At 67.7% G+C, this 22,085-nt stretch carries 20 protein-coding genes; 7 read left to right on the top strand and 13 right to left on the bottom strand.

What is annotated here, in order from left to right; translation table 11 throughout:
• Positions 1-23: 23 nt before the first annotated feature.
• Complete coding sequence (locus VFA08_10900; GenBank protein ID HYZ14090.1) at positions 24-1,313, bottom strand: aminotransferase class III-fold pyridoxal phosphate-dependent enzyme; 1,290 nt, start codon at positions 1,311-1,313, stop codon at positions 24-26.
• Entirely contained in the window at positions 1,310-2,875 is a 1,566-nt protein-coding gene (locus tag VFA08_10895) for an aldehyde dehydrogenase family protein (GenBank protein ID HYZ14089.1), read from the bottom strand. Before VFA08_10895 ends, VFA08_10900 begins: the two co-directional genes overlap by 4 nt.
• A 145-nt stretch (positions 2,876-3,020) precedes the next feature.
• Here VFA08_10895 and VFA08_10890 point away from each other — a divergent pair, with 145 nt between their 5' ends.
• Complete coding sequence (locus VFA08_10890) at positions 3,021-3,806, top strand: fumarylacetoacetate hydrolase family protein (protein HYZ14088.1); 786 nt, start codon at positions 3,021-3,023, stop codon at positions 3,804-3,806.
• A 134-nt stretch (positions 3,807-3,940) separates the two neighbouring features.
• Here VFA08_10890 and proC read toward each other — a convergent pair whose 3' ends face one another.
• From proC to sat, 8 genes are all read right to left on the bottom strand, one after another.
• The gene (gene proC, locus VFA08_10885; protein ID HYZ14087.1) at positions 3,941-4,771 is read right to left on the bottom strand and encodes a pyrroline-5-carboxylate reductase; all 831 of its coding nucleotides are present in this window, start codon (positions 4,769-4,771) and stop codon (positions 3,941-3,943) included.
• A gap of 90 nt (positions 4,772-4,861) precedes the next feature.
• Positions 4,862-5,503 (bottom strand): helix-turn-helix domain-containing protein, encoded by a 642-nt coding sequence (locus VFA08_10880; GenBank protein ID HYZ14086.1) that lies wholly within the window; start codon positions 5,501-5,503, stop codon positions 4,862-4,864.
• A 556-nt stretch (positions 5,504-6,059) separates the two neighbouring features.
• A complete protein-coding gene (gene mshA / locus VFA08_10875; protein ID HYZ14085.1) occupies positions 6,060-7,331 on the bottom strand; it encodes a D-inositol-3-phosphate glycosyltransferase in 1,272 nt (423 codons plus the stop codon).
• 49 nt (positions 7,332-7,380) lie between these two features.
• The gene (locus VFA08_10870; GenBank protein HYZ14084.1) at positions 7,381-8,367 is read right to left on the bottom strand and encodes an asparaginase; all 987 of its coding nucleotides are present in this window, start codon (positions 8,365-8,367) and stop codon (positions 7,381-7,383) included.
• Positions 8,368-8,428: 61 nt separating this feature from the next.
• On the bottom strand, positions 8,429-9,208 hold the full coding sequence (locus VFA08_10865; GenBank protein HYZ14083.1) for an HD domain-containing phosphohydrolase: 780 nt from the start codon (positions 9,206-9,208) through the stop codon (positions 8,429-8,431).
• Between the two features lie 175 nt (positions 9,209-9,383).
• Positions 9,384-9,908, bottom strand: a complete 525-nt coding sequence (locus VFA08_10860) for an aerial mycelium formation protein (protein ID HYZ14082.1) — start codon at positions 9,906-9,908, stop codon at positions 9,384-9,386.
• 75 nt (positions 9,909-9,983) lie between these two features.
• Positions 9,984-11,003 carry a peptidoglycan DD-metalloendopeptidase family protein gene (locus VFA08_10855; GenBank protein HYZ14081.1) on the bottom strand — a complete coding sequence of 340 codons (1,020 nt, stop codon included), beginning with the start codon at positions 11,001-11,003 and terminating at the stop codon, positions 9,984-9,986.
• Positions 11,004-11,096: 93 nt separating this feature from the next.
• Positions 11,097-12,272, bottom strand: a complete 1,176-nt coding sequence (gene sat / locus VFA08_10850) for a sulfate adenylyltransferase (GenBank protein ID HYZ14080.1) — start codon at positions 12,270-12,272, stop codon at positions 11,097-11,099.
• A 104-nt stretch (positions 12,273-12,376) separates the two neighbouring features.
• Here sat and VFA08_10845 point away from each other — a divergent pair, with 104 nt between their 5' ends.
• The gene (locus VFA08_10845) at positions 12,377-13,162 is read left to right on the top strand and encodes a phosphoadenylyl-sulfate reductase (protein ID HYZ14079.1); all 786 of its coding nucleotides are present in this window, start codon (positions 12,377-12,379) and stop codon (positions 13,160-13,162) included.
• Positions 13,163-13,166: 4 nt separating this feature from the next.
• Here the strand turns inward: VFA08_10845 and VFA08_10840 are convergent, their stop codons facing one another.
• Together VFA08_10840 and VFA08_10835 are read right to left on the bottom strand one after the other, a co-directional pair.
• Positions 13,167-14,081 (bottom strand): diacylglycerol kinase family protein, encoded by a 915-nt coding sequence (locus VFA08_10840; protein ID HYZ14078.1) that lies wholly within the window; start codon positions 14,079-14,081, stop codon positions 13,167-13,169.
• Between the two features lie 55 nt (positions 14,082-14,136).
• Positions 14,137-14,379, bottom strand: a complete 243-nt coding sequence (locus tag VFA08_10835) for a MoaD/ThiS family protein (protein HYZ14077.1) — start codon at positions 14,377-14,379, stop codon at positions 14,137-14,139.
• 49 nt (positions 14,380-14,428) lie between these two features.
• On the opposite strand from VFA08_10835, the gene VFA08_10830 reads away from it, so the two are divergent.
• From VFA08_10830 to VFA08_10815, 4 genes are all read left to right on the top strand, one after another.
• Complete coding sequence (locus VFA08_10830) at positions 14,429-15,088, top strand: winged-helix domain-containing protein (protein HYZ14076.1); 660 nt, start codon at positions 14,429-14,431, stop codon at positions 15,086-15,088.
• Positions 15,089-15,133: 45 nt separating this feature from the next.
• On the top strand, positions 15,134-15,430 hold the full coding sequence (locus VFA08_10825; GenBank protein HYZ14075.1) for a hypothetical protein: 297 nt from the start codon (positions 15,134-15,136) through the stop codon (positions 15,428-15,430).
• 93 nt (positions 15,431-15,523) lie between these two features.
• Positions 15,524-16,954, top strand: coding sequence for a type I glutamate--ammonia ligase (gene glnA / locus VFA08_10820; GenBank protein HYZ14074.1), 1,431 nt, complete (start codon positions 15,524-15,526; stop codon positions 16,952-16,954).
• Between the two features lie 76 nt (positions 16,955-17,030).
• Positions 17,031-17,927, top strand: a complete 897-nt coding sequence (locus VFA08_10815) for a DNA-3-methyladenine glycosylase 2 family protein (GenBank protein HYZ14073.1) — start codon at positions 17,031-17,033, stop codon at positions 17,925-17,927.
• A gap of 65 nt (positions 17,928-17,992) precedes the next feature.
• Here VFA08_10815 and VFA08_10810 read toward each other — a convergent pair whose 3' ends face one another.
• Positions 17,993-20,665, bottom strand: coding sequence for a DUF294 nucleotidyltransferase-like domain-containing protein (locus VFA08_10810; GenBank protein ID HYZ14072.1), 2,673 nt, complete (start codon positions 20,663-20,665; stop codon positions 17,993-17,995).
• 73 nt (positions 20,666-20,738) lie between these two features.
• Between VFA08_10810 and VFA08_10805 the strand changes: the two genes are divergently transcribed.
• Complete coding sequence (locus tag VFA08_10805) at positions 20,739-22,067, top strand: glutamine synthetase family protein (GenBank protein ID HYZ14071.1); 1,329 nt, start codon at positions 20,739-20,741, stop codon at positions 22,065-22,067.
• The last annotated feature ends 18 nt before the right edge of the window (positions 22,068-22,085 follow it).

Genomic DNA, 22,085 nt, shown 5'->3' with positions numbered 1-22,085 from the left:
GTACGTCCTGGCCGTCGTCCCGCCTAGGCTTTCGCCACCTCCGCGACGGCTTCCTCGAACACCTCGAGCGCCGTCTCGGCCTGATCGCGCTTGAGCACGAGCGGAGGCGATAGACGGACAACGTCCTCGCCGGCGCCGAGCACGAGCAGCCCGCGCCGGAACGCGGCGTCCTCGACCGCGACCATGTGCTCGTGATCGCTGAACTGCACGCCGATCATCAGGCCGACGCCGCGAACGTCACGCATCTCGGCACGGCGGCTCGCCATCGCGCGGAGCCCGTCGATGAGCACACCGCCCACCTGGCGGGCGTTCTCGATCAAACCATCCTCGAGGAGCTCGAGCGTGGCGAGCGCGGCCGCGCACGAAACCGGATTCCCACCGTAGGTGGAGCCGTGGGCGCCGGCGTCCCACTTCATGAGGCCTTCGCGCGCGATCATCGCCCCGAGCGGCATCCCGCTGGCGATCCCCTTGCCAGCGGCAACGATGTCGGGCTCGGTGCCGAAGTGCTCGATCGCCCACATCTTGCCGGTCCGGCCCATCCCGCTTTGCACCTCGTCGGCCACGAGCACGATGCCGAAGCGGTCGCACAAGTCGCGCAGGTAAGGGAACCATCCGTCGGGCGGGAACACGTATCCGCCCTCGCCGAGGACCGGCTCCACCACGATGGCCGCGACCTCCTCCGGCGCCACCAAGTGCTTGAAGACCACCGACTCCAGGTGCTCGAAGTCGCCGAAGTGCGTGTGAACGACGCCGGGGAGCAGCGGCGCGAACCCAGTCCGGTACTTCGCCTTGCTCGTGGTGAGGGACAGCGACCCGTAGGAACGCCCGTGAAACGCGTTCAGCATCCCCACGACGTACTGCCTGCCCGTCGCGAACCGCGCGAGCTTGATCGACGCCTCGACGGCCTCCGTCCCCGAGTTCGTCAGGAACGTCTTCGCCGCGTCCGAGAACGGCGCGATGCGCGCGAGCTGCTCGCACAGCTCCGAATAGATCGGTAGGTAGAAGTCGCTCGCCGAGTAGTGGATCAGCTCGGCGGCCTGGCGGGTGATCGCCTCGACGACTCGGGGGTGCGAATGCCCGGTCGAGGTGACCGCGATCCCGGCGTTCACGTCGAGGAACAGGTTGCCGTCGACGTCCTCGACCACGCAGCCGGCGCCCTGCTTGGGAACGAAGTCGTACACGCGTGGCAGTGAAGGGCTGGTGACCTTGCGGTCGCGTTCGATCGTCGCCCGCGCCTGGGGCCCCGGGACGTCGGTGACGAGCCGCGGGGCCTGCGCGTTCGCCAGATCGGCAAGCTCCGTGACGCTGCTCACTCCTCGATCACCGTCCGGGACTGCTCGCGCAGGTACTGCTGAACGTAGTACGGGCCGCCGCCGGCTTTACCGCTCGTTCCGGAGCCCTTCCAGCCGCCGAACGGCTGGACCCCCGGCCACGCGCCGGTGGTCGCGCCTGCGCGCCGGTTGACGTAGACGACGCCCGCCTCGATCGAGCTCAGCCACTTGTCGATCTCGGCACGATCCTCGCTGTAGAACCCTGCGGTCAGGCCGTACTCGGTGTCGTTGGCGAGCTTGATCGCCTCGTCCAGATCGTCGTACGGCGCCACCGTGACGAACGGCACGAACAGCTCCTCCTTCCAGATCCATGAGTCGAGCGGGACCTCTGCGATCGTCGGCTGAACGAAGGTGCCGTTCGCGTACTCGCCGTCGCTCAGCCGCTCGCCCCCCGTGACGATCGTGCCGTTCTTCTTGGCCTCCTCGGCCGCGCGCTCGAACGTCTCGACGGCGTTGTCGTCGATCACCGGTCCGAGCCAGTTCTCCTTCTCGAGCGGGTCGCCGATCTTGATCTTCTCCGACTTCTCCTTGAGCATCCTGACGAACTCGTCGTGCACGCTCCGGTGTACGTACACCCGCGAGTTCGCCGAGCACTTCTGTCCACCGAAGCCGAACGCCGAACGCATCACGCCGTCGGTCGCCTTGTCGAGATCGGCCTTCTCCGTGACGATCGTGGGGTTCTTCCCGCCCATCTCGCAGATGACCGGCTTGGGGTAGTCCTTCGCGAAGTTCTTGTAGATCCCCATGCCGACCTCGTACGAGCCGGTGAACGTGATGCCGTCGACATCGGGGTGGTTCACGATCTCGTCGCCGACGACGCTGCCCGGGCCGCTCAGGTAGTGGAAGACGCCCTTCGGAACGCCGGCCGCCATGTAGACCTCGTACAACTTCAGCCCGGTGAACACGCCCATGTGCGCCGGCTTGAACACCACGGTATTGCCGGCGACGAGCGCGCCCGATGATGGGCCCGCGGCAAGCGCCATCGGGAAGTTAAATGGGCTGATGACCGCCCACACGCCGTACGGCCGTAGGACGTCGTAGTACTCCCCGGGCGAGCCGAGCGACTGCATCGGTCTGCGGAATCCGTCGTTGTCCTCGATCTCATTGGCGTTCCACCGCAGCAGGTCGGCGGACTCCTCGACGTCGCCGAGCGCCTCGAGCCGGTTCTTGCCGACCTCCATGGCCATCAGGGCGGAAAGCTCGTTCCGCTGCTCCGTCATGAGATCGGCGGCCTTGCGGATGATCGCCACGCGGTCCTGCCAGGGGCGATTGGCCCACTCGTGAAACGCCGCGCTGGCGGACGCGACGGCGTCACGAACGTCCTCCCTGGTCCCTTGGGCGAAGTGGCCGATCAGCGTACCGTCGATCGGCGAGCGGGCCTCCTTGTAGCCGGAGCCCTCGCGCGCCTCTCCGTTCACGTACAGAGGGTGCTTCTGGCCGAGCCACGAGCGCGCGATCTCGATGCCCTTTTCGTACTGCCGGTGCATCTCCTCGTTGTCCGCGGACATCGTGGCGTAAGTGATCCGGAAACCTTGCTCTGCCATCGGATTGCCCTCCCGGAGTGCGGATGCTGAACTTGCATCGTAGCCGCCCCGCGCGAACGGCCCCAAATCCCCCACACGTTCCCCCTACTAGCCCCCGGATACCCTGGAATCGCACGGTAGCCGGGCGTACCATCGGCCTCCCTTTGTGAGGCTCGTGACCTTCGACCGGAGGGGGCACCGGCGACTGGGAGCGCTTCTCCAGGGGAAGGTCGTCGACCTGCCCGAGCTGGTCGGACACCCCGCCTTCCCCGACACGATGGAGCGTCTGGTCCGGCGAAACGGGGGGACGGTGCTCGATGCCGCCCGGGCCGCCCTTGAGCGCGACGAGGCAGACGTGATGGCCTGCGTCGTCGACGAAGCGCGGCTACTCGCATCCGTCGTTCCGTCGACGCTCCGCTCATCGGACGCCGCCGAGAGCCATCGCCCCGTGTTTGGCCCCGACGACGAGATCCCGTGGCCCGAGGGCGCCGGCTGGCTCGAGTTTCACCCGAAGATCGCCGCCGTCCTGCGCCGGCCGGTGGACGACGCGCTGCGACCCGAGAACGTGCCGGACGCGATATTCGGCTACACGCTCGTGGCTGACTGGTTCGCGCTCAGCGCGTCCGGAGACCCGATCGCCACGCCCGCGGGCGTTCCGGTCTCCATCGGCCCGAGCGTGGTGACGGCGGACGAGATCGATCCGCAGACCACGTTCGTCACCATTCGGGTGGACGGCACCGAGTGGCTCAAGGGAAACCTCAACGGTACGGCGCGGTCGTTGCTGCGAGAGGTCGCCGCCGCGTCACGCCAAGAACGATTGAGCCCGGGCGACGCGTTCGCGTCGGCGCCGTTTGAGATCCCCGGGTTCGAACACCGGATCTGGCAGGGCGCCGAGGTCGAGGTCGAGGGCGAAGGGATCGGCGTGCTGCGGAACCGCCTGGGCCGCCGCTAACTGGGGTCGGAGCTACTTCCGGCGCGCTGCCTTGCGGGCCTTGCCCCGCTCCTCGGCGGCGCGCTTGCGTGCTTCCTTCTTTCTGCGTACCCGGTCGTGCGCCCAGCGCACCTTCGCTCGGTCGCCGCGGCCCATCAGCCCTCGTCCTCCTCTCCGCCCTTGGCGAGCTCCGCGCTCCGGTGTCGGGCGGCGTCGATCGCGTTGAGGAACGCGGCGCGGACGCCGGCCTCCTCGAGATGTCGGATCGCGGCGATCGTCGTTCCGCCCGGTGACGTCACCATCTCGCGAAGCTCGACCGGGTGCTTCCCGGTGTCGCGAAGCATCTTGGCCGAGCCCAGCATGGTCTGGATGATGAGCTCGGTGGCCACGTCGCGCGAGAGTCCGAGAAGGATGCAGGCCTCGATCATCGCCTCGGCGAGCAAGAAGAAGTACGCGGGACCGCTGCCGCTGGTCGCGGTGATCGCGTCGAGGTGCGTCTCCTTCAGGCGCAGCACCCTGCCCACGTAACCGAGGAGCTCCTCGGCCACCGCGAGGTGCTTGTCCTCCGCGTGTTGGCCGGCGGCGACGACGGACATCGCCTCGTCGACGAGCACGGCGACGTTCGACATCACTCGAACGACGGGAACCATCTCGGTGAGATGCCTCTCCACGAACGACGTCCGGATGCCCGCCGCGAAGCTCACCACCAGGTGGTCGGACGTCACCGAGTCCGCGATCTGTTCGAGGAGCGCCTCCATGTCCTGCGGCTTGACCATCAGGACGAGCGTCTTCGCGCGTTCGACGGCGTCCGGGTTGGACAAGGTCGCGGAAACCCCGTGCCGTTCGGCGAGCTCGCGCGCTCGCTCCTCGCGCCGAGCCGTGACCACGATCTCGTCCGGAGTGCGCCCGCGCGAGCGGATCAGCCCCGAAATGAGCGCCTCGCCCATGCGGCCGCCGCCGAGGAACGCCACCGTCCGGTCGTCCAACTGCCAGTCTCCCGAGGGGATCGGTCCCCATCCCTGGCGGACGGGGCGACCATGTTCGCAGCCGGATGCGTCGCCGTCGAGCCTCGCCCGCTATCCGGTGGCGATGCCGCTCCGAAGGACCTCGATGAACTCGCGGATCCGAACGTTGCGGCGTTCGGGGAGGAATGGCTTCCGGTGGACCAAGCCGGGGTCGAGCTCCTCGCTCGCAAGCGCGTCCTGGAACCGTTCGGCGACCCAGTCGAGGACCGTGGCGATCATGTCGGGGTCGACGTCGTCGCGCACCTCTCCGCGCCGGATCCCGAACTCGACGAAGTCGAGCGTTCCGTAGGGGTCCTCGCTTCGCATCAGTCGGTCGATCGGTCGACGGAGGCCGAGACCGGTGTCATGGCGGCCGATCATGGCCACCCGGTTCGGTACCCACGCGTCGCTCAGCGACTGTTCCGTGAGGTCGATCCAGTAATCGAAAACCGCCCAGAATCCCCGATCGATCACGTCCTGCGGTGCATCCAGCCATGCGGGCAGCTCGCTCACCGCGCGTTCGAACGCCGCGAGGAACAGCCCTTCCTTGGTTCCGAAGTGAAGGAAGACGGTGCCCTTGGCCACGCCCACCTCGGCCGCGATGTCCTCGACGCGCGCACCCCGGTAGCCGTGCTCGGCAAAATGCCGCATGGCCACCTCGACGATCAGCCCGCGTTTGGTCTGCGCGTCCGAAGACCCCTGTCGGGTGGCCATGGCGGCGCAACCGTAGCGGCGGTACCGAAGCCGGACAAGGAGTGGTTCGGACGTGCGGGCCGACAGAAACGAAAGAACCCGAGGGACCTCGGGCTCGCCGGAAACCGAAGTCTCCAGCCACCCTCAGCCCCTCGGGCTCGAGTGCCCCGAGCAACCTCTCACGGCCGTCTCGGTTTCCTGGCCGTAGACCCTTTCGTTGGGCTTTGGGGACTCCCGAGCCTCTCCGCCAGCACAGCCAGTTAGCTCTCCCGACCGTACGTGACAGATGCGCCCAGTTGTCCTTACGGCTTTCCCAGGGGTCCCGACTTCGGTTCCCTGACTCGGCCGCTCCGGCTGCTCGGAGCGACGCGAAATGTATAGGCGGCCCCAGACGGGGTCAACCTTGAGAAGGTGCTGGTCATACCGCATATGCGCAGGTAGATCGATTGAGACAAAGAGTGACAAGATGTTGAACGGCACGCGACGAAGAGCTTGAACGTGTTGCGGCGCAAGTGTTCCGGAGACATCCTTTTCGAGACCACCCAGCGCGCTCGAAGGACGTGTGACTCAGAACGCGTTACGCCGCGGCCTCGACGTCGATCAGCTCGCGATACACGCCGAGAAGCTCGACGGCGGTGGCGTCCCACGAGAACTGCATGGACCGCTCGACGGCGGCTCGTCCCATACGCTCGGCCTCCGTTCGGTCGCGGAGAAGCTCGATGATCCGTTCGGCGTGATCGACGGGGTCGTGGCCGTCGACCAGGAATCCGGTCACGCCGTCCTCGACGACGTAGCGGAGCCCCCCGACGGCCGCGGCCACGACGGGGATCCCGCTCGCTTGTGCCTCGAGCGCGACGAGTCCGAACGACTCGGATCGCGACGGGACGAGCACCATCTCGGCCGCCGAATAGAAGTCCGCCAGACGCGTCTGCGACTGCGGAGGGAAGAACACCACGCGATCGCCAATCCCAAGCGCCGTTGCGAGGTCGAGCAGGCGCGCGACGTCGACGCCGTGCCCCGACCCGCTCGGACCACCGACGACGCCGAGCACGACGTCTCCGGTGGCGGCCGGATCTCGGGCTACGGCTTCGGCTACCGCTCGAACGGCGAGGTCGGGACCCTTGTGCGCCTGGAGACGCCCGACGAACAGCGCGAGCCGAACTCCGGTCAGGTGCAGACGTTCCCTCGCCGCGTCGCGTGGCCTGGGATGGAATAGCGCGTGATCCACGCCAGGTGGCACGAGGCGGATCATGTCCGGATCGGCCCCGTACAGGCCGACGAGCTGTGACGCCTCGCTGGGTGTTGCCGCGACGAGACGGTCCGCTTCGGCGATGACGCGTTCTTCGCCGGCGAGCCGCGCGGAGGGCTCCCGCGCGTCGCCGGGCGCGAGCGAGGCGTTCTTCACCTTGCCGAGGGTGTGGAACGACGCGACGAGCGGCACATCCCAGATGTCCTTCGTGCTCCGGCCGACCCAGCCTGAAACCCAGTAGTGCGTGTGGACGAGGTCGTAGCGCCTGCGTTCGAGCCGTTCGCGGCCGAGCATGCCACCCAGGAACTCGCCCGCGTACCGCTGGAGTTCGTCCTTGGGGACCGGCGCGCAGGGTCCGGCCTTGACGGTGATGAGCCTCGACCGTCCCGCGAGCGGCTGCACCTCGGGAAGGTCATGTCCGCGGCATCGCGTGAAGACGTCGACGTCGACACCCCTCGCCGCCACCCGCTCGGCCGCGGCTCTGATGAACACGTTCATGCCGCCCGAGTCGCCCGTTCCGGGCTGGTCGAGCGGGGAGGTGTGAACGCTGACGACCGCGACGCGCGGGCGTGCGCCAGCGGTCATCCGTGCGTGGGCCATCGAGGAATGGTACTCGGGAGAGCCGACATCGTTGCAGTTGCACTACGGTTCAGCGGCGATGGCGCGACAGCCGGTAGTCCGCGACCATCTCCCCGACCGGCCGCGAGCCCCCGAGAACTGGGCGCCGCGCGATCGGCTGGAGCCTCTCACGCTCGTCGGGCGTCAACGCCTCGAGGAGGGTGAGAGCTCGCACGAGCGCCGGTCCCGCTGCACGCTCTCCCCCGTCCGCGATCTTCACCGCGACGCCGATCCCCTGCTCGAGGATTCCCGCGCAGTGAAGCGCTTCCGCGCCGTACTTGCATACGACGCCGCGCGCGGCCCCCATCACCACCGTGTCAGCCCCGTTTGTCCCGGCGATCAGGAACGGACGGGCGCGCATTGCGGCGACGACGCGTTCCGCGTTCGAGGCGAGCGGCCCGAGCCGCTCAGGTCGCGTGAGCCGAGCAAAGGCCGTCGCCATCGCCCGCAGCGGGAGGCCGAAGACGGGTACGCCACATCCATCGACGCCTATCGTCGGGTCCTGCACGTCCGTCGCCCGAACGACGGCCTTCTCGATCTCCCGCTGCAGCGGGTGATCTCGCTCGACGTACGACTCCAGCGGCCACGCCGTGGCCGCGCATGCGCCGAGCATTGCGGCGTGCTTGCCCGAGCAGTTGTAGAAGATGCGTCGGCGTCTCGCACCGGTCCGAGATATGTCGTCAGCATGCGCCGGAAGCGCGGGCGGACATCGAAGCGCCGACTGCGTCACTCCGCCCGCCCGGAGCAACCGCCGGACCGCGCTGAGATGGCGCGGTTCGGCGTGGTGCGACGCCGCGCTGATCGCAATGAGCTCGTCGGGGAGGTCGGCACCGATCCGACCGAGCGAAACCGATGCCTGGATCGGTTTCATCGACGACCGGGCGAAGACGAGCCGATCGGGATCGCCCATCGCCGCGATCAACTGCCCATGCGAATCGCACACCGCGACGTGGCCGACATGCACACTCTCTTCGAGGCCGGAACGAACGACGCGAACGAGCGGAACCGGCGAGGGCACGCGCACAAGCGTAGCCACACGGACGGGGAGACGAACCTCCTGCCGCCAGAGGCGAGGACCGTCAGCAGGCGTGGCGAAGCGCGTCCGCGAGCTCGGGCTCGTCCTCGTCGGCGCCGCGACCGATCATGTCCACGAACACGCCGACGACCGCAGGGTCGAACTGCGAGCCGGATCCGGCTCGTATCTCGCCGAGCGCGCGCTCGATCCCCATCGATCCCCGGTAGGGCCGGTCGCTCGTCATCGCGTCGAAGGAATCTGCGACCGCGAAGATCCGCGCCGACAGGGGAATGTCGTCGCCTCGAAGCCCGTCGGGATATCCCGAGCCGTCGAACCGCTCGTGATGGTGACGGATCAACTCGACGGTCGTCGTGAGGAAGGCCATTGGGGCGACGATCTGCTCGCCGATCACAGGGTGCGTTCTCATGACGTCCCACTCGGAGACGCTGAGCGGGCCCGTCTTGCACAGGATGTGCTCGGGGATGCCCACCTTCCCGACGTCGTGGAGGAAGAACCCGTAGCCCAGAGTTGGTGAACGCGCGAGGTCGCCATCGATCCGCTTCGTCAGGGCGAGGCCGTACGCCTGGGTGCGTTCCAGATGACCGCGGGTCGTTCGGTCCTTCGCCTCGATCACTTGCGCAAGCGACTTCATCGTCGCGATGTACGTCTGCTGCAGGCTGGCCAGGACGATCTCGAGCTCGGCGCTCCGAGATCGCTCCAGCCGGTACAGCGTCCCGAGCTCTTGGGCGAACACGGCTAGCTGTTGGTGGATCGCCTGCATCTCGGCGTCGGGGGGCGCCGCCGCTGTCAGACCCGCTACGGGGAAGGACATCGCCTCGTTCATGACATCTGGTCGGCCCCCTTTGGGCCGAGGACCGGTCAAGGGTGGCGTCCCCACGCGGCGCGGTCCATAGGTCTCGCGGGCGAAACGCCACGTCCCCGTGGGAGGCCGCCGCCGGCAACGAGGGTTCCGACGATCGGCCTGCGCCCCCTCCCCCGGACGGGGGACGCGCCGGGCGTCATGCGAGCACCAGAGACGGATCCTCCTTGTACCGGCGCTTGAGCTCATCCTGGAGCGCGTCGAGGGCGGCGAGGACGTCGTTCCGCTCCTCGGAGACGGTGCGCTCCTCTTCAGCGAGCATCTCCGCCGCCGATTCGAGGCTGGCGTCGTCGAGTGCGCCGGGATCGGAGAGGCCCGCATCGGTCACGAGACGCTCCACACGGCGCCTCGCCAGGAGCATCTCCTCCTCGGGAATACCCACTCGGAGGGCCTCCCCCCGCGACGGGCCTTGTGGCTCGCCGGAGAGGATCTCCGACAGGCGTTCGACGATCGGCACGCCGCCGCCCGAGCCGCGCCGCTCGATCTCCGCCTTCAGGATCTCAGCGCGTCCCTGGACGAGACGCCGGAGGAGGGATAGATACTCGCGCTCGGCCAGGCACTCGTCGCGCCGGGCGCGGAGCTCGTCGATCGACAGTGCGTCGAGTCTACGAACGTACCCCTGGTCGCGGATCCGATCGATGCGCCGCTTGGTTTGCTCGCTCACACAGACTCCCGCCGGCCCGAGGCGTTGGCATCGTAGCGCTCGTGCGTCGAGGGAACTCCGAAGCGCACGAGGGATTCAGCAGACCGCGAGGAGCATCTGATAGGGGTTCACGGCCGCCCCTCCGCCGGGGTGGTACTCGAAGTGCAGGTGGTTCGTGCTCCCGGCGTTGCCTGTGCTCCCCACGTACCCGATCACGGTGCCGGCGCTCACGCTCCCGGCGGCCGCGTAGCTCGAGAGGTGAGCGTAGAACGTGTACGTGCCGCCAGACATGTGAACGTACGCTTGGAGCCCTCCGAGGGAGCTCGTGCTCTGCGAGACGACCCCGGCGTGGGCGGCCACGATCGGTGTGCCGTAGGGCGCAATGAGGTCGATCCCCTGGTGCGCCCGCCCTCCCGAGCGAGGCCATCCGAACGAGTCGACGAACGAGTTGGGACCAGCGACGGGGCATCGCTGGATCACCCCGTCGGGGTTCGGGGTCTGGCCGAAAACGAGCAGGAACGCCGTCTCCTCGCGGACCTGCGCCTGGAGCTCGTCGACCCGATCCTCGATCTGGCGGAACCGCTCGTCGATGGCCGTGCGGGCGGCCGCGAGATCCCGAGCCTCCTCGGCCTGCCGCTCGGACAGCACCTGCAGGTCCTCACGCTGACTTCGGAGCTGATCCTGCAGAACCTGTTGCTCGATGGCCAGATCCACGTCGTCCTGTGCCACGCTGCCAAGGAACTCCAAGCGGTCGGAGAACTCGGTGAACGACGAGGACGAGAGCAGGATGTCGATCGTCGTCGCCGGCCCGTTCGTGAACGCCGCGACGGCTCTCCTCGCGAGCCGAGCATCGATGCGCTCGAGCTGAAGCTCCAGATCACCGATCCGGTCGTGGGCCTGAACGATCTCGGTCTTCGTCGCTTCGAGACGAACGATCGCCGAATGCCACGCCGTGGTGGCTCGATCGAGCTCGGCCTGGACGTCGGCGAGGTCGGCCTTGGCGCGATCGAGCTCCTCTTGCGTGTCGGCGAGCGCGGGAGAGAGGCTGAGGAGCCCCGCCACGAGGGCCAGGGGAATCAGTGATGAGAACCGATTCCTGCGAGCGGTCGTCCGCACCCCCTTCGGCTCGTCGGCCGCGCTCAGGCTGCCGCAGAGTACCGAACGTGTTCGCGCTCGGGCAAGCATCGGTGCGCGCGCGAGCAACCGCGCCTAGCGGGCGCGCATCGCTTCGATCAGGATGTCGGCGACGTCGGGCCGGCTGAATTCGGGGGGCGGCCGCTCACCCGCGCGCAACATCTCTCGGACCTTCGTCCCGGAAAGCGAGACGCGGTCCTCATCACCGTGAGGACACGTCTTCGGCGACGCCATCCCCTCACACCGGTTGCACCAGAAGGAGTGCTCGAACATCAGCGGCGTGATCCCCAGCTCGCCGGGTTCGAATCGTTCGAAGATCCGCTGCGCGTCGTACGTCCCGTAGTAGTCGCCGACGCCGGCGTGGTCGCGACCTACGATGAAATGCGTGCATCCATAGTTCTTCCGCGCGATGGCGTGCCAGATCGCTTCCTTCGGACCGGCGTAACGCATCGCCGCTGGGAACACGGTGACCATCGCGCGGTCCTTGGGGTAGTAACCGTCGAACAACGCCTCGTAACACCGCATCCGAACGTCCGCCGGCACATCGTCGCCCTTCGTTGCGCCAACGAGCGGATGAACGAGCAGGCCGTCGACGATCTCGAGCGCGCACTTCTGGAGGTACTCGTGCGCGCGGTGGATCGGGTTCCGCGTCTGGAACCCGACCACGGTTCGCCACCCTCGCTGCGAAAACTCCGCGCGTGTCTCCGCCGGCGTGAGCCGGTACTGGCGGAAGTCTTCGTGTTCCGGCAGCCGCAGCACTCGAAGCTCGCCAGCGACGCACAGATCACCCGCATCGTTCAGCGCCTTGACGCCGGGATGGGCAAGGTCGTCCGTGCCGAACACCGCCTGCGCCTCACGCTCTCGCTCACGCTCGAAGACCTCGTCGACTTCGAGGATCGCGAGCGGTTCCGCCGCCTCGTCCGGTACGAGCGAGACGGCCTCCGTACCGCCGATCCGCTTCGCCTCCTCGTCGGTGAGCGAGAGCGTCACGGGAATCGTCCACGGCAGCCCGTTCGGTAGATGCATCGAGTCGAGGATCGAGTCGTACTCCGCCTTGCCCTGGAAGCCTGTCAGCGGCGAGAGCGCGCCGATCGACAGCATCTCGAGATCCGACAGCTCCCGCTCGTTCACCGTGAGCTTCGGGAAATTGCGTGCCTCGTCGGCGAGCTTGTCGCGGTCACCTTCCGATACGAGCAGGTCGACGAGCGTTCCGCCGTGCGGCGCGATCGACTGGGAGGGCTTGGGCTCCATGGGGGCGTCAGCATAGCGGCGACGATCCGACCGCAAACTCTTGGGCGGACGGCGCCGTTCGGTGTGCGCGCCTATACTTCGCGCACCGACGGGGAGACTTCCCTATGTCCCGAACCCTCCTATCCGACTCGGCCGTCCGCGACCTCAACGAACGGTTCGAACGCGCACATCCACGAGAGGTCGTTCGCTGGGCGCTCTCCGAGTCCGGCCTCGAGCCGATCGCCATCGCGTCTGCGTTCCAGGCCGAGGGCACGTGCGTGATGCACATGGCGGGTGAGTTCCGCCCCGACGTTCCGATCCTGTTCCTGGAGACGGGGTTCCAGTTCGCGGAGACGCTAGCCTTCAAGGCTCGTCTCACCGAGCACCTGGGACTGAACGTCGTGGACGTCGTCGGGGAGCACACGGTCGCATCACAAGCGGCCGCGTTCGGCCCGCGGCTGTACGAACGAGATCCCGAACGCTGCTGCGACATCAACAAGGTTCAGCCGATGCTTGCCGCACTCCGAGGGTACGAGGCGTGGATCACGGCGTTCCGTCGTGATTCGTCACCGACCCGCGCCCGTGCTCCCATCGTCGATCGGTACGAGGTCGAGAACGGCCGGTGGATCGTGAAGATCAACCCGGTCGCGACGTGGTCTCGTCGCGACACGTGGGCGTACCTGAAAGAGCACGCCCTGCCGCACAACCTGCTGTACGACCTGGGCTATGCGTCGATCGGGTGCGCGCCGTGCACCCGCGTGCAGCTCCCCGGCGAACACGAGCGCGAAGGCCGTTGGGCCGGCTTGTCGAAGTGGGAGTGCGGGATCCAGGAGCGAGGGGGCGCGGGGGGTAGCACAGCGAGCGTAGCGAGCGTTGTGCGAACCCCCGTAGCAAAGGAGACGGCTCCCTAACGCACTACGCGACGACCCACAGCGCCTCGTGGGCCAGGTCTACCTCGAGCCGTTTGTGATCGCCATGCGAGTCCCCGTCGACCTGCACAGGGAACGGCCTTTCGGACGTCACGAGGACGTGAGACGCGTCGTGGACGTAGTCGATGTCACGACCCTGAACGTGTCGCGCGGAGCCGAACACCTGCCACGCGATGCGCGGGACGCTCCGGCGTCGAAGCTTTCGAACGGAGAGCACGTCGAGACCCGAATCGAGCGACGCATCCGGCGTCATCCGCAGCCCGCGGCCCTTGTAGTACGTGTACGGGTCCGTCCGCCCCACCATCACCGAGAGCGATGGCACCGGCTCGCCATCGTCGATCCGCAATTGCAGGTCCGCCGTTCTGCCGGCGTAGCGGACGAGCAGCTCCCAGGCCACGGCGCGGAACGCGACCCTGTCGAAGTCGGCCTTCGTCCGCGGGAACTTCGCGTCGAGCCGCCGCATCGCCGCAGCGTCGACGCCGGCGCCGCAGTTCACCGCGAAGTACCGACCATCCGCACGACCGAGCGAGAGCTTGAACGCGTGGTCATCGAGCGCCTTGCCGATGAGCGTGCCGGTCGCCTCGATCGGATCGAGCGGCAGATCCAGCGAGCGAACGAGGATGTTCGTCGCGCCCCCAGGAAGTGCAGCCAGCGCCGTCCGCGTTCCCGCGAGCGCGTTCACGACCTCGTTGACGGTCCCGTCGCCGGAGAACACGACGACGAGGTCGATCCCGTCGTGCACAGCCTGTGTTCCGAGCTCGAACGCATGTCCGCGCTCCTTCGTCTCGACTACCTCGAGGCGGAAGTCGGCGGAGAGTGCCTTCTCGATGACGGCGAGCGTGGCCTTGGAGTATGTGCGGGCGACCGGGTTGACCACGAGGAGGAGTCGCTCGAAGCGCATGGGGTCGGGTCAGTATGACAAAACCCAGGTCGGCCCGCGTATCCCGTCGAGCCGGTCACCCGCCCGACACGGGAGGGAGCAGAGCGACCTCCTCCGAGCCGGTCAGCGCGGTGTCCGGCCGCGCACGCTCGCCGTCGACGACCATGGAGCCGGTCCGCGCGATCGCTTCGAACCGGTGCCCGTAACGCGCCGAAAGCGCGTCGACCACCTCGCTGACCGTCGAGCCCTCGGCATCGACCTCGCTGGCACCCGCGAGCTCGCGCAGCGCGGCGAACAGGCGGACCTTGACAGTCGACATCACTGCTCAGGCTATCGTCGGAACGCCTGTTGTCGATACTCTCGTCATCGTGGGTCGCACGGTCTTGCTCTCGGATCGCTCGCCGGACGAGGTCCTGCCGGCGCTCGCCGGACTGCTCCTCGATGTCAAGACCGAGCATCTCTCGGTGACGGCAGTCGGCCACGTCGTCGAGCTCGAGCCCGATGTCGTCCTCGTCGACGCCGTGGAGAACGTCGGACAAGGATTCGCCGTCCTTCGAACGGTGCACCAGCACGGGGCGCGACCGCCGGTCGTAGCGGTGGTCGAGCGGGCGGATCTCGAGCGGTTCGCATGGGACGAGGTAGCCGACGATCTGTTGTTCCCCGGGGCCCCGGAAGCCGAGATCCGCCTGCGTCTGACGATGCTTCGCAGGCGGGCCGGCGGTGGCGACTCGAACACCGTGAGACTCGGTGCGCTGATGCTCGACAAGGACTCGTACCGCGTGACGGTGCACGGGCGCGCGCTCGACCTCACGTTCAAGGAGTTTGAGCTCCTTCGGTACCTGGCCGAACGTCCCGGCCGTGTCCTGACCAGGCCCGGGCTGCTCCGAGAGGTGTGGGGGTACGACTTCTACGGCGGAACCAGGACCGTGGACGTGCACGTTCGCCGGTTGCGCGCGAAGCTCGGCCCGGAGTTCGAGCATCTGATCGAGACGGTTCGCGGCGTGGGGTACAGAGCGGCGGACGTCTAGTTCGACTCGCGTTCCGGCATGTCGACGGACGGGTACGCTGCGAGCATGCGTGGCAGCAAGGCGGCGGAGCTCCGAGCGCTCGCCGGTCAGCTCGAGGCCGAGGTCGACGAGGGGATCGACGAGGCGCGGGCCTGGCTGGCGTCCGAGCAGGGTCGCAGGTATCGCGCGATCGCGGCGCGCGGGCTCATCCTGGCCGCTCCGCTCATCGTTCGGCACCCCGTCTTCAAGACGCCGCTCGGCAGGTTCGTGCAGATCGCCGGTGGCGCGACGCTGATCGTCAAGGTCGCCGAGCTGCTCCGTGATTGGGAGCCCTCGGTTCCGGCCACCCTCGCCTCGCGGTAGCGAAACAAAGAGTTAACGCGCCGGAAACGGCTCTTCCCACTGTCGCTCCTAGGCTGTCCGCGTCCGTCCACGGGTGGCAGAAGGGGAGGCGGGATGGCATCGCCCAAAGAGGTTCTCGCCCTGGCCAAGGAATCGGGGGCCGAGATCGTCGATCTTCGGTTCTCGGACCTTCCGGGGTTGATGCAGCACTTCTCGGTTCCGGTTAGCGAGCTCTCCGAGGAGAGCTTCGACGAGGGGCTGGGCTTCGATGGCTCATCGATCCGCGGCTTCCAGGAGATCCAGGAGTCGGACATGCTCCTGGTACCCGACCCGGACACCGCGTATCTCGACCCGTTCACCGCACACGGCACGCTGAACATCCATTGCTTCGTGAAGGATCCGGTGACGGGCGAGATGTACTCGCGGGACCCGCGATACATCGCGCGCAAGGCCGAGCTGTACCTGAAGCAGACGGGGATCGCCGACACGTCGTTCTGGGGGCCGGAGTGCGAGTTCTACATCTTCGACGCGATCCGGTTCGACCAGAACCAGCACGAGGGCTACTACCACATCGACGCGATCGAGGGCGTGTGGAACTCGGGGCGCGAGCGCGAGCTCTCGGGTCAGCCCAACCTGGGGTACAAGCCGCGGTACAAGGAGGGCTACTTCCCGCTTCCCCCGATGGACCACTATCAGGACCTCCGCTCGGAGATGGTGCTGAACCTCGAGAGAACCGGGATCGACATCGAGGTGCACCACCACGAGGTCGGCACGGCCGGACAGGCCGAGATCGACATGCGCTACGGCACGCTCCTCGCGACCGCCGACAAGGTCATGAAGTACAAGTACGTCGTCAAGAACACGGCACGGCACGCGGGCAAGACCGTGACGTTCATGCCCAAGCCGATCTTCATGGACAACGGTTCGGGCATGCACACGCACCAGAGCCTGTGGCGGAGCGACGAGAACCTGTTCTGGGACGAGATCGGCTACGCCGGAATCTCGGACATGGCCCGGTGGTACATCGGCGGCCTGCTCACGCACGCTTCGTCGCTGCTGGCGTTCACCAACCCCACGACGAACTCCTATCGCCGGCTCGTTCCGGGATATGAGGCGCCGATCAACCTCGTCTACTCGCAGCGGAACAGGAGCGCGTGCGTTCGGATCCCACAGTACTTCAAGAACCCCGGCGCGAAGCGCCTCGAGTTCCGCACGCCGGACCCGTCGTGCAACCCGTACCTCGCGTTCGCGGCGATGCTCATGGCGGGGCTCGACGGCGTGAAGAACAAGATCGAGCCGCCGGAGCCGATCGACAAGGACCTGTACGACCTGCCGCCGGCCGAGAAGGCGACCGTCAAGCAGGTACCGGGCTCGCTCGAAGAGGTGCTCGACTCGCTCGAGGCCGACCATCAGTGGCTGCTCGACGGCGGGGTGTTCACACAGGACGTGATCGACACGTGGATCGAGTACAAGCGATTGCACGAGCTCGACCAGGTGCGGCTGCGGCCTCACCCATATGAATTCTCGCTGTACTTCGATCTCTGAGCGCTGAGAGAGCGAACCGAGAGCCCGCCATCGGGTCGGCTCTCGGCGTTTGCAGGTGTCGTAGCCTGCGCGCGCTATGCCGTCACGCTTTGTTCCGACGCCGCAACCGATCGACCTTCGCTCGACGCTCCGTCCGTTGTACCGGGGGGCAGGCGATCCGACGATGCGCCTGTCGGAGCGCGACGTCGTCCGCGCGTCGAGGACGCCGGAGGGTCCGGTCACCATCCAGTTCCGCTCGACGGACGGTGGCGTCGACGTCGAGGTATGGGGGCCCGGCGCAGATTGGATGCTCGATCGCGCGCCGGCCTGGTGCGGCGCCCTCGACGACGTCGACGGGTTCGATCCGCCGCAGGGTGTCGTCCGCGACGTCTGGCGCCGCCGTCGCGGCTTGCGCATCACGCACACCGGACTCATCACCGAGCGGATGATCCCGATCGTCCTCGAACAAAAGGTCACCGGCGGCGAAGCGCGGCGCGCGTACCGTCGACTGACACACGCGATCGGCGAACCCGCACCCGGTCCGTTCGCTCTGCTGATGCCGCCCGATCCGGCACGCGTCGCCGAGATGGCGTACTTCGAGTTCCACCCGTTCGGGGTGGAACAGCGGCGCGCGAACGTTCTCAGGACGATGTGCTCACGCGCGGCATGGCTGGATGGATCCGAGAGGCTGCCGCTCGGCCTGGCGAAGGCGCGCATCGGTTCGATCCACGGGATCGGTCCGTGGAGCGTCGCCGAGGTCGCCCGGATCGCGCTCGGCGACGCGGACGCCGTGTCGGTCGGCGACTATCACGTCCCGAACCTCGTGGCGTGGGCGCTCGCCGGCGAGCCGCGCGGAACCGACGAGCGGATGCTCGAGCTGCTCGAACCGTTCCGTCCTCACCGCGGCCGAGTGCAGGCGCTCCTCGAGCTGAGCGGCATCCGAGCACCGGCGTTCGGACCGAGGATGGAGGTCCGCGCCATCGATCGGATCTAGAGCGCGTTCCGGGAGGGCCGCGCCGGCCTCGAACTCGACGATCCAACTCGGGTCGATGGACCCCGTCATGCCTCCTCGTAGAACATTCGATCCATTGCCCGCCGGGCGCGCCGCGTGATCCTCCGGTACTCCTGCAGGAATGTCTGGCGCGGATACTCCTCGAATCCGAGCCGGCGGGCGAGCGCGAGCTGTTCGTCCGGCGCGGCCGGGATCGCCTCGGCATGCACTCGACGGTCGACCTCGAGCGCGTTCTTCACGTCGTTCAGGAAGACGAACGCTTCCCCCAACGCCAGCGCGACGCCGTCCTCCACGAGTCGCGCTTGCGCGAGCCGTTCGATCGCCTCGAGCGTTCGCGCCGTTCTGATCTCCGGGTGTGCGCCGCCGAACCGCATGAGCGACAGTTCCACGGCGAACTGGACATCTGCGAGCGATCCGTACCCCAGCTTGAAGTGGAACCGTGCTGCCTCCGGTGGACGGACCCGCTCCAGCTCGATGCGCTCGCGCATCCGGCGGATCTCCGATGCGCGCTCGACGGGCAGGTACTCGGGATACGCGAAGTCCGACGCGAACGAACGGAATCGCATCCCCAATCCCTCGTCGCCGGCAACGAACCGCGCTCGGAGCAACGACTGGAACTCCCACGTCTCGGCGTATCGCTCCCAGTACTCGAGGTAGCCGGCAAACGACTTCGCCAGCGGACCGCTGCGCCCCTCCGGACGAAGGTCGGCGTCCGGCTCCCATCCGGCAGCGCGTATGCCCGCGATGATCCGCTCGGCGATCTCGACGCCGCTGCGGAACTCGTTCGGTCCCTCGCCGTCGTAGACGAACACGACGTCCAGATCCGACGCGAAGTTCAGCTCTTGTGCGCCGAGCTTCCCGAGACCGATCACCGCGAAGGGGACGTCCGCTCGAGCGGCTTTCATCGCCTCTCGAACGACGTCGTCGGCCACGTTGGAGAGGGCCGCTCCCACGTCCTTCGGTGCGAGCTCGCGGCTGGCGTAGCGTGCGGCAACGGACACGAGCGAGCCGGCGGCGTCATGTGTGGCGGCGCGGTTCGTGAGCGCACGTACGGACCGCGGGTTGGCGACGAGCAGATCGCTCGCGAACGAGCTCGCCGACACGACGTGCCCGAGACGCACAGCCGCGCCAGGATCTCCCGCGAGCACGTCCGGGACCTCGTGGTCTTCCCCGATCGCCGCGGCGACGCGCTCCATGCGAACGAGCGCGGCGTCGGGATCGGCCGCGAGCGCGAGGGGCGGAGCGACGAGCGGAAACAGGTGCTCGAGGACCTTCCCCAGTCGGGTCGACGGGTCGACCAGGCGGTCGAGCACCGCGAAGGCCTGGGACGGTCGCTGGAAGCCGAGTCCAGCAAGAAGCTCCTCCGTCGCCAGGCGATCGACACCCGGCCGCGGCGCGCGCGGCCCGGCGAACGCCTCCAACAGCGGGCGATAGAACAGCCGCTCGTGCAGCCCGCGAACGAGCGCGGTCTGGCGCTCGTACTCGGCCTGGAGGCCGGCGAGACCCGAGAATCCAAGCGACCGTGCCAACGTGCTCCGCGCGGCTCGATCCGACGGGAGCTCGTGTGTCTGGAGGTCGCGCACGATCTGCAACCGGTGCTCGACGGTTCGAAGGAACCGGTAGGCGCCGGCGAGAGAGTCGGCGTCGGCCTCGGCGACGTATCCGGAGGACGCGAGCGCGTCGAGCGCGGCCAGAGTGTTCGGTTCGCGAAGCCGCTCGTCGCGACGACCGTGAACGATCTGCAACAGCTGGACCGCGAACTCGATGTCGCGGATCCCGCCCCACCCCCGTTTGACCTCGACAGCTGCTTTGCCCCGGGCGCGCACGTATTCCTCGAGCCGAACCTTGACCTGACGAACCTCGTCGATCGCTCGCGGCGTGAGCTCGTCCGGATACACGAACGGGGCGACGGCCTCGACGAACGCCTCGCCGAGCTCGACGTCTCCCGCCACCGGACGCGCCTTCAGCAACGCCTGCCGCTCCCACGTCGCGGCCGTCGAGGCGTAGTACTCGCGCATGGCGCCGAGCGAACGCGTCAACGCGCCGCCGCGACCACCCGGCCGCAGCGTCGGGTCGACGCGCAGCGCGACCCCCTCCGCAGTGGGTTCCGAAAGCAGGCGAATCAACGCCGCGACAGAGCGGTCGACCTGTGTACCGCCGGCTGTGTCGGCGGACACGAACACGATGTCGACGTCTGATGAGTAGTTGAGCTCGCGCCCACCGAGCTTTCCGAGCGCGATCAGCGCCAGGCGGGTCGCCTCCTCGCTCGCGCGCGCGAGACACGACTCCGCGACCGCGGTGGTCTCCGCAACGATGTCCTCGAACGTCGCGTCGCCGAGATCTCGGGCCGCGATCCGCAGCATCGCTCGCTTACGGAATCGCCGAAGCCCGCCCGCCGCACCGAGCCGTTCGACATCATCGGCGAGCTCCGCGTCGAGCTCGGCGCGTGTTCGCGCCCGAACGTCGGCGAAGACGCCGATCTCCTCCGGATGCGCCACCAGGAAGTCGGCGGCCGCGGTCGAGAACCCCAGGACTCGAACGGCCACGGCGAGCACGTCCTCTCGCGCCAGGACCTCGCGAACGCCGGGACCCTCGCCCACTCGTGAGAGCGCGACGCGCGCGAGCTCGGGGTCGGCGGCCGTCGACAGCGTTCGGCCGAGCACCTCGGGCGTGATCACCAAGACATGATGCCCGGCGTCGCGGCCGGAGCGCGCAGGCAACCGACTACACCCAGACGTGGAGAGTTAACCCTCCCGTAACGGGCGTGGCCGCGGAGGCGCTACGCTGCAAGGCATGGCGCTCTCAGCCGAAGCCGAGTACGCGCTCAAGACGATCGAGGAGCGAGGCATCCGGTACGTTCGGCTGTGGTTCACCGACGTGCTCGGGTTCCTCAAGTCCTTCACCATCACCTCGCAGGAGCTCGAGGGCGCGTTCGCCGAGGGCATGGGGTTCGACGGCTCGTCGATCGACGGGTTCAGCAGGATCCAGGAGTCGGACATGGTGGCGATCCCCGACCCCTCGACGTTCCAACTGATCCCGTGGAAGACCGAGGCGCAGGTCGTGCGGATGTTCTGCGACGTGCTGAACCCCGACGGGACGCCGTTCGAGGGCGACCCCCGGAACGTCCTCAAGCGACAGCTCGCGCGCGCGGCTGAGCTCGGTTACACGTTCTACGTCGGTCCGGAGCTCGAGTACTTCTATTTCCGCGGCCCCGACGACCCGTCCTTCCTCGATCAGGGCGGCTACTTCGACGAGACGCCGCTGGATGTAGCCACGGACTGGCGCAAGCGGACCGTCGCGTACCTCGAATCGATGGGGATCCCGGTCGAGTACGTCCATCACGAGGTGGCCCCGAGCCAGCACGAGATCGATCTGCGTTACGCGGACGCGCTCACGATGGCGGACAACGTCATGACCTACCGGCTCACGGTGAAGGAGGTGGCGCAGGAGTTCGGCATCTACGCCACGTTCATGCCGAAGCCGGTCATGGGCGTGAACGGCAGCGGGATGCACACCCACCAGTCGCTGTTCTCCGGCGATCGCAACGCATTCTTCGAGCAGGGCGACGAGTACCACCTGTCGCGAACCGCGAAGCGGTACATCGCGGGGATCCTTACCTATGCGCCGGAGATCACGCTCGTCACCAACCAGTGGGTGAACTCGTACAAGCGGTTGGTTCCCGGGTACGAGGCACCCGTCTACGTGTGCTGGGCCCGCCGGAACCGCTCGGCGCTCGTGCGGGTTCCGCAGTACAAGCCAGGCAAGGAAGAGGCGACGCGGATCGAGTTCCGCTCCCCGGACCCGGCATGCAACCCGTACCTGGCGTTCGCGACGATGCTGGCGGCGGGTCTCGCGGGGATCGAGGAGGAGCTCGAGCTCCCGCCCGAGGCCTCCAACAACATCTATGAGATGGCCGAGGCAGAGCGCCGCGCTGCGGGGATCCGGTCGCTCCCGGCGGATCTCTACGAGGCGATCGAGCTCGCCAGCGAGTCGAAGGTGCTCCGAGACGCGCTGGGCGAGCACGTCCACGAGTTCCTGATCCGAAACAAGCGGGAGGAGTGGGACTCGTACAAGTCCTACGTCACCCCCTACGAGCTGGAGCGATACCTGCCCATCCTGTAGCTGTTCGCTCGCCTTGTC

The organism is Actinomycetota bacterium (genome assembly GCA_035640355.1).
In the GTDB taxonomy this organism is placed as follows: domain Bacteria; phylum Actinomycetota; class UBA4738; order UBA4738; family HRBIN12; genus CALGFI01.
This window is presented reverse-complemented; position numbering and strand designations above follow the sequence as displayed.

Coding starts and splice junctions, on each gene's coding strand:
- VFA08_10895 (HYZ14089.1), bottom strand. CDS start 2,875: ATGGCAGAGCAAGGTTTCCGGATCACTTACGCCACGATGTCCGCGGAC.
- VFA08_10880 (HYZ14086.1), bottom strand. CDS start 5,503: ATGGCCACCCGACAGGGGTCTTCGGACGCGCAGACCAAACGCGGGCTG.
- mshA (HYZ14085.1), bottom strand. CDS start 7,331: ATGGCCCACGCACGGATGACCGCTGGCGCACGCCCGCGCGTCGCGGTC.
- VFA08_10865 (HYZ14083.1), bottom strand. CDS start 9,208: ATGAACGAGGCGATGTCCTTCCCCGTAGCGGGTCTGACAGCGGCGGCG.
- sat (HYZ14080.1), bottom strand. CDS start 12,272: ATGGAGCCCAAGCCCTCCCAGTCGATCGCGCCGCACGGCGGAACGCTC.
- VFA08_10845 (HYZ14079.1), top strand. CDS start 12,377: ATGTCCCGAACCCTCCTATCCGACTCGGCCGTCCGCGACCTCAACGAA.
- VFA08_10840 (HYZ14078.1), bottom strand. CDS start 14,081: ATGCGCTTCGAGCGACTCCTCCTCGTGGTCAACCCGGTCGCCCGCACA.
- VFA08_10835 (HYZ14077.1), bottom strand. CDS start 14,379: ATGTCGACTGTCAAGGTCCGCCTGTTCGCCGCGCTGCGCGAGCTCGCG.
- VFA08_10825 (HYZ14075.1), top strand. CDS start 15,134: ATGCGTGGCAGCAAGGCGGCGGAGCTCCGAGCGCTCGCCGGTCAGCTC.
- glnA (HYZ14074.1), top strand. CDS start 15,524: ATGGCATCGCCCAAAGAGGTTCTCGCCCTGGCCAAGGAATCGGGGGCC.
- VFA08_10815 (HYZ14073.1), top strand. CDS start 17,031: ATGCCGTCACGCTTTGTTCCGACGCCGCAACCGATCGACCTTCGCTCG.
- VFA08_10805 (HYZ14071.1), top strand. CDS start 20,739: ATGGCGCTCTCAGCCGAAGCCGAGTACGCGCTCAAGACGATCGAGGAG.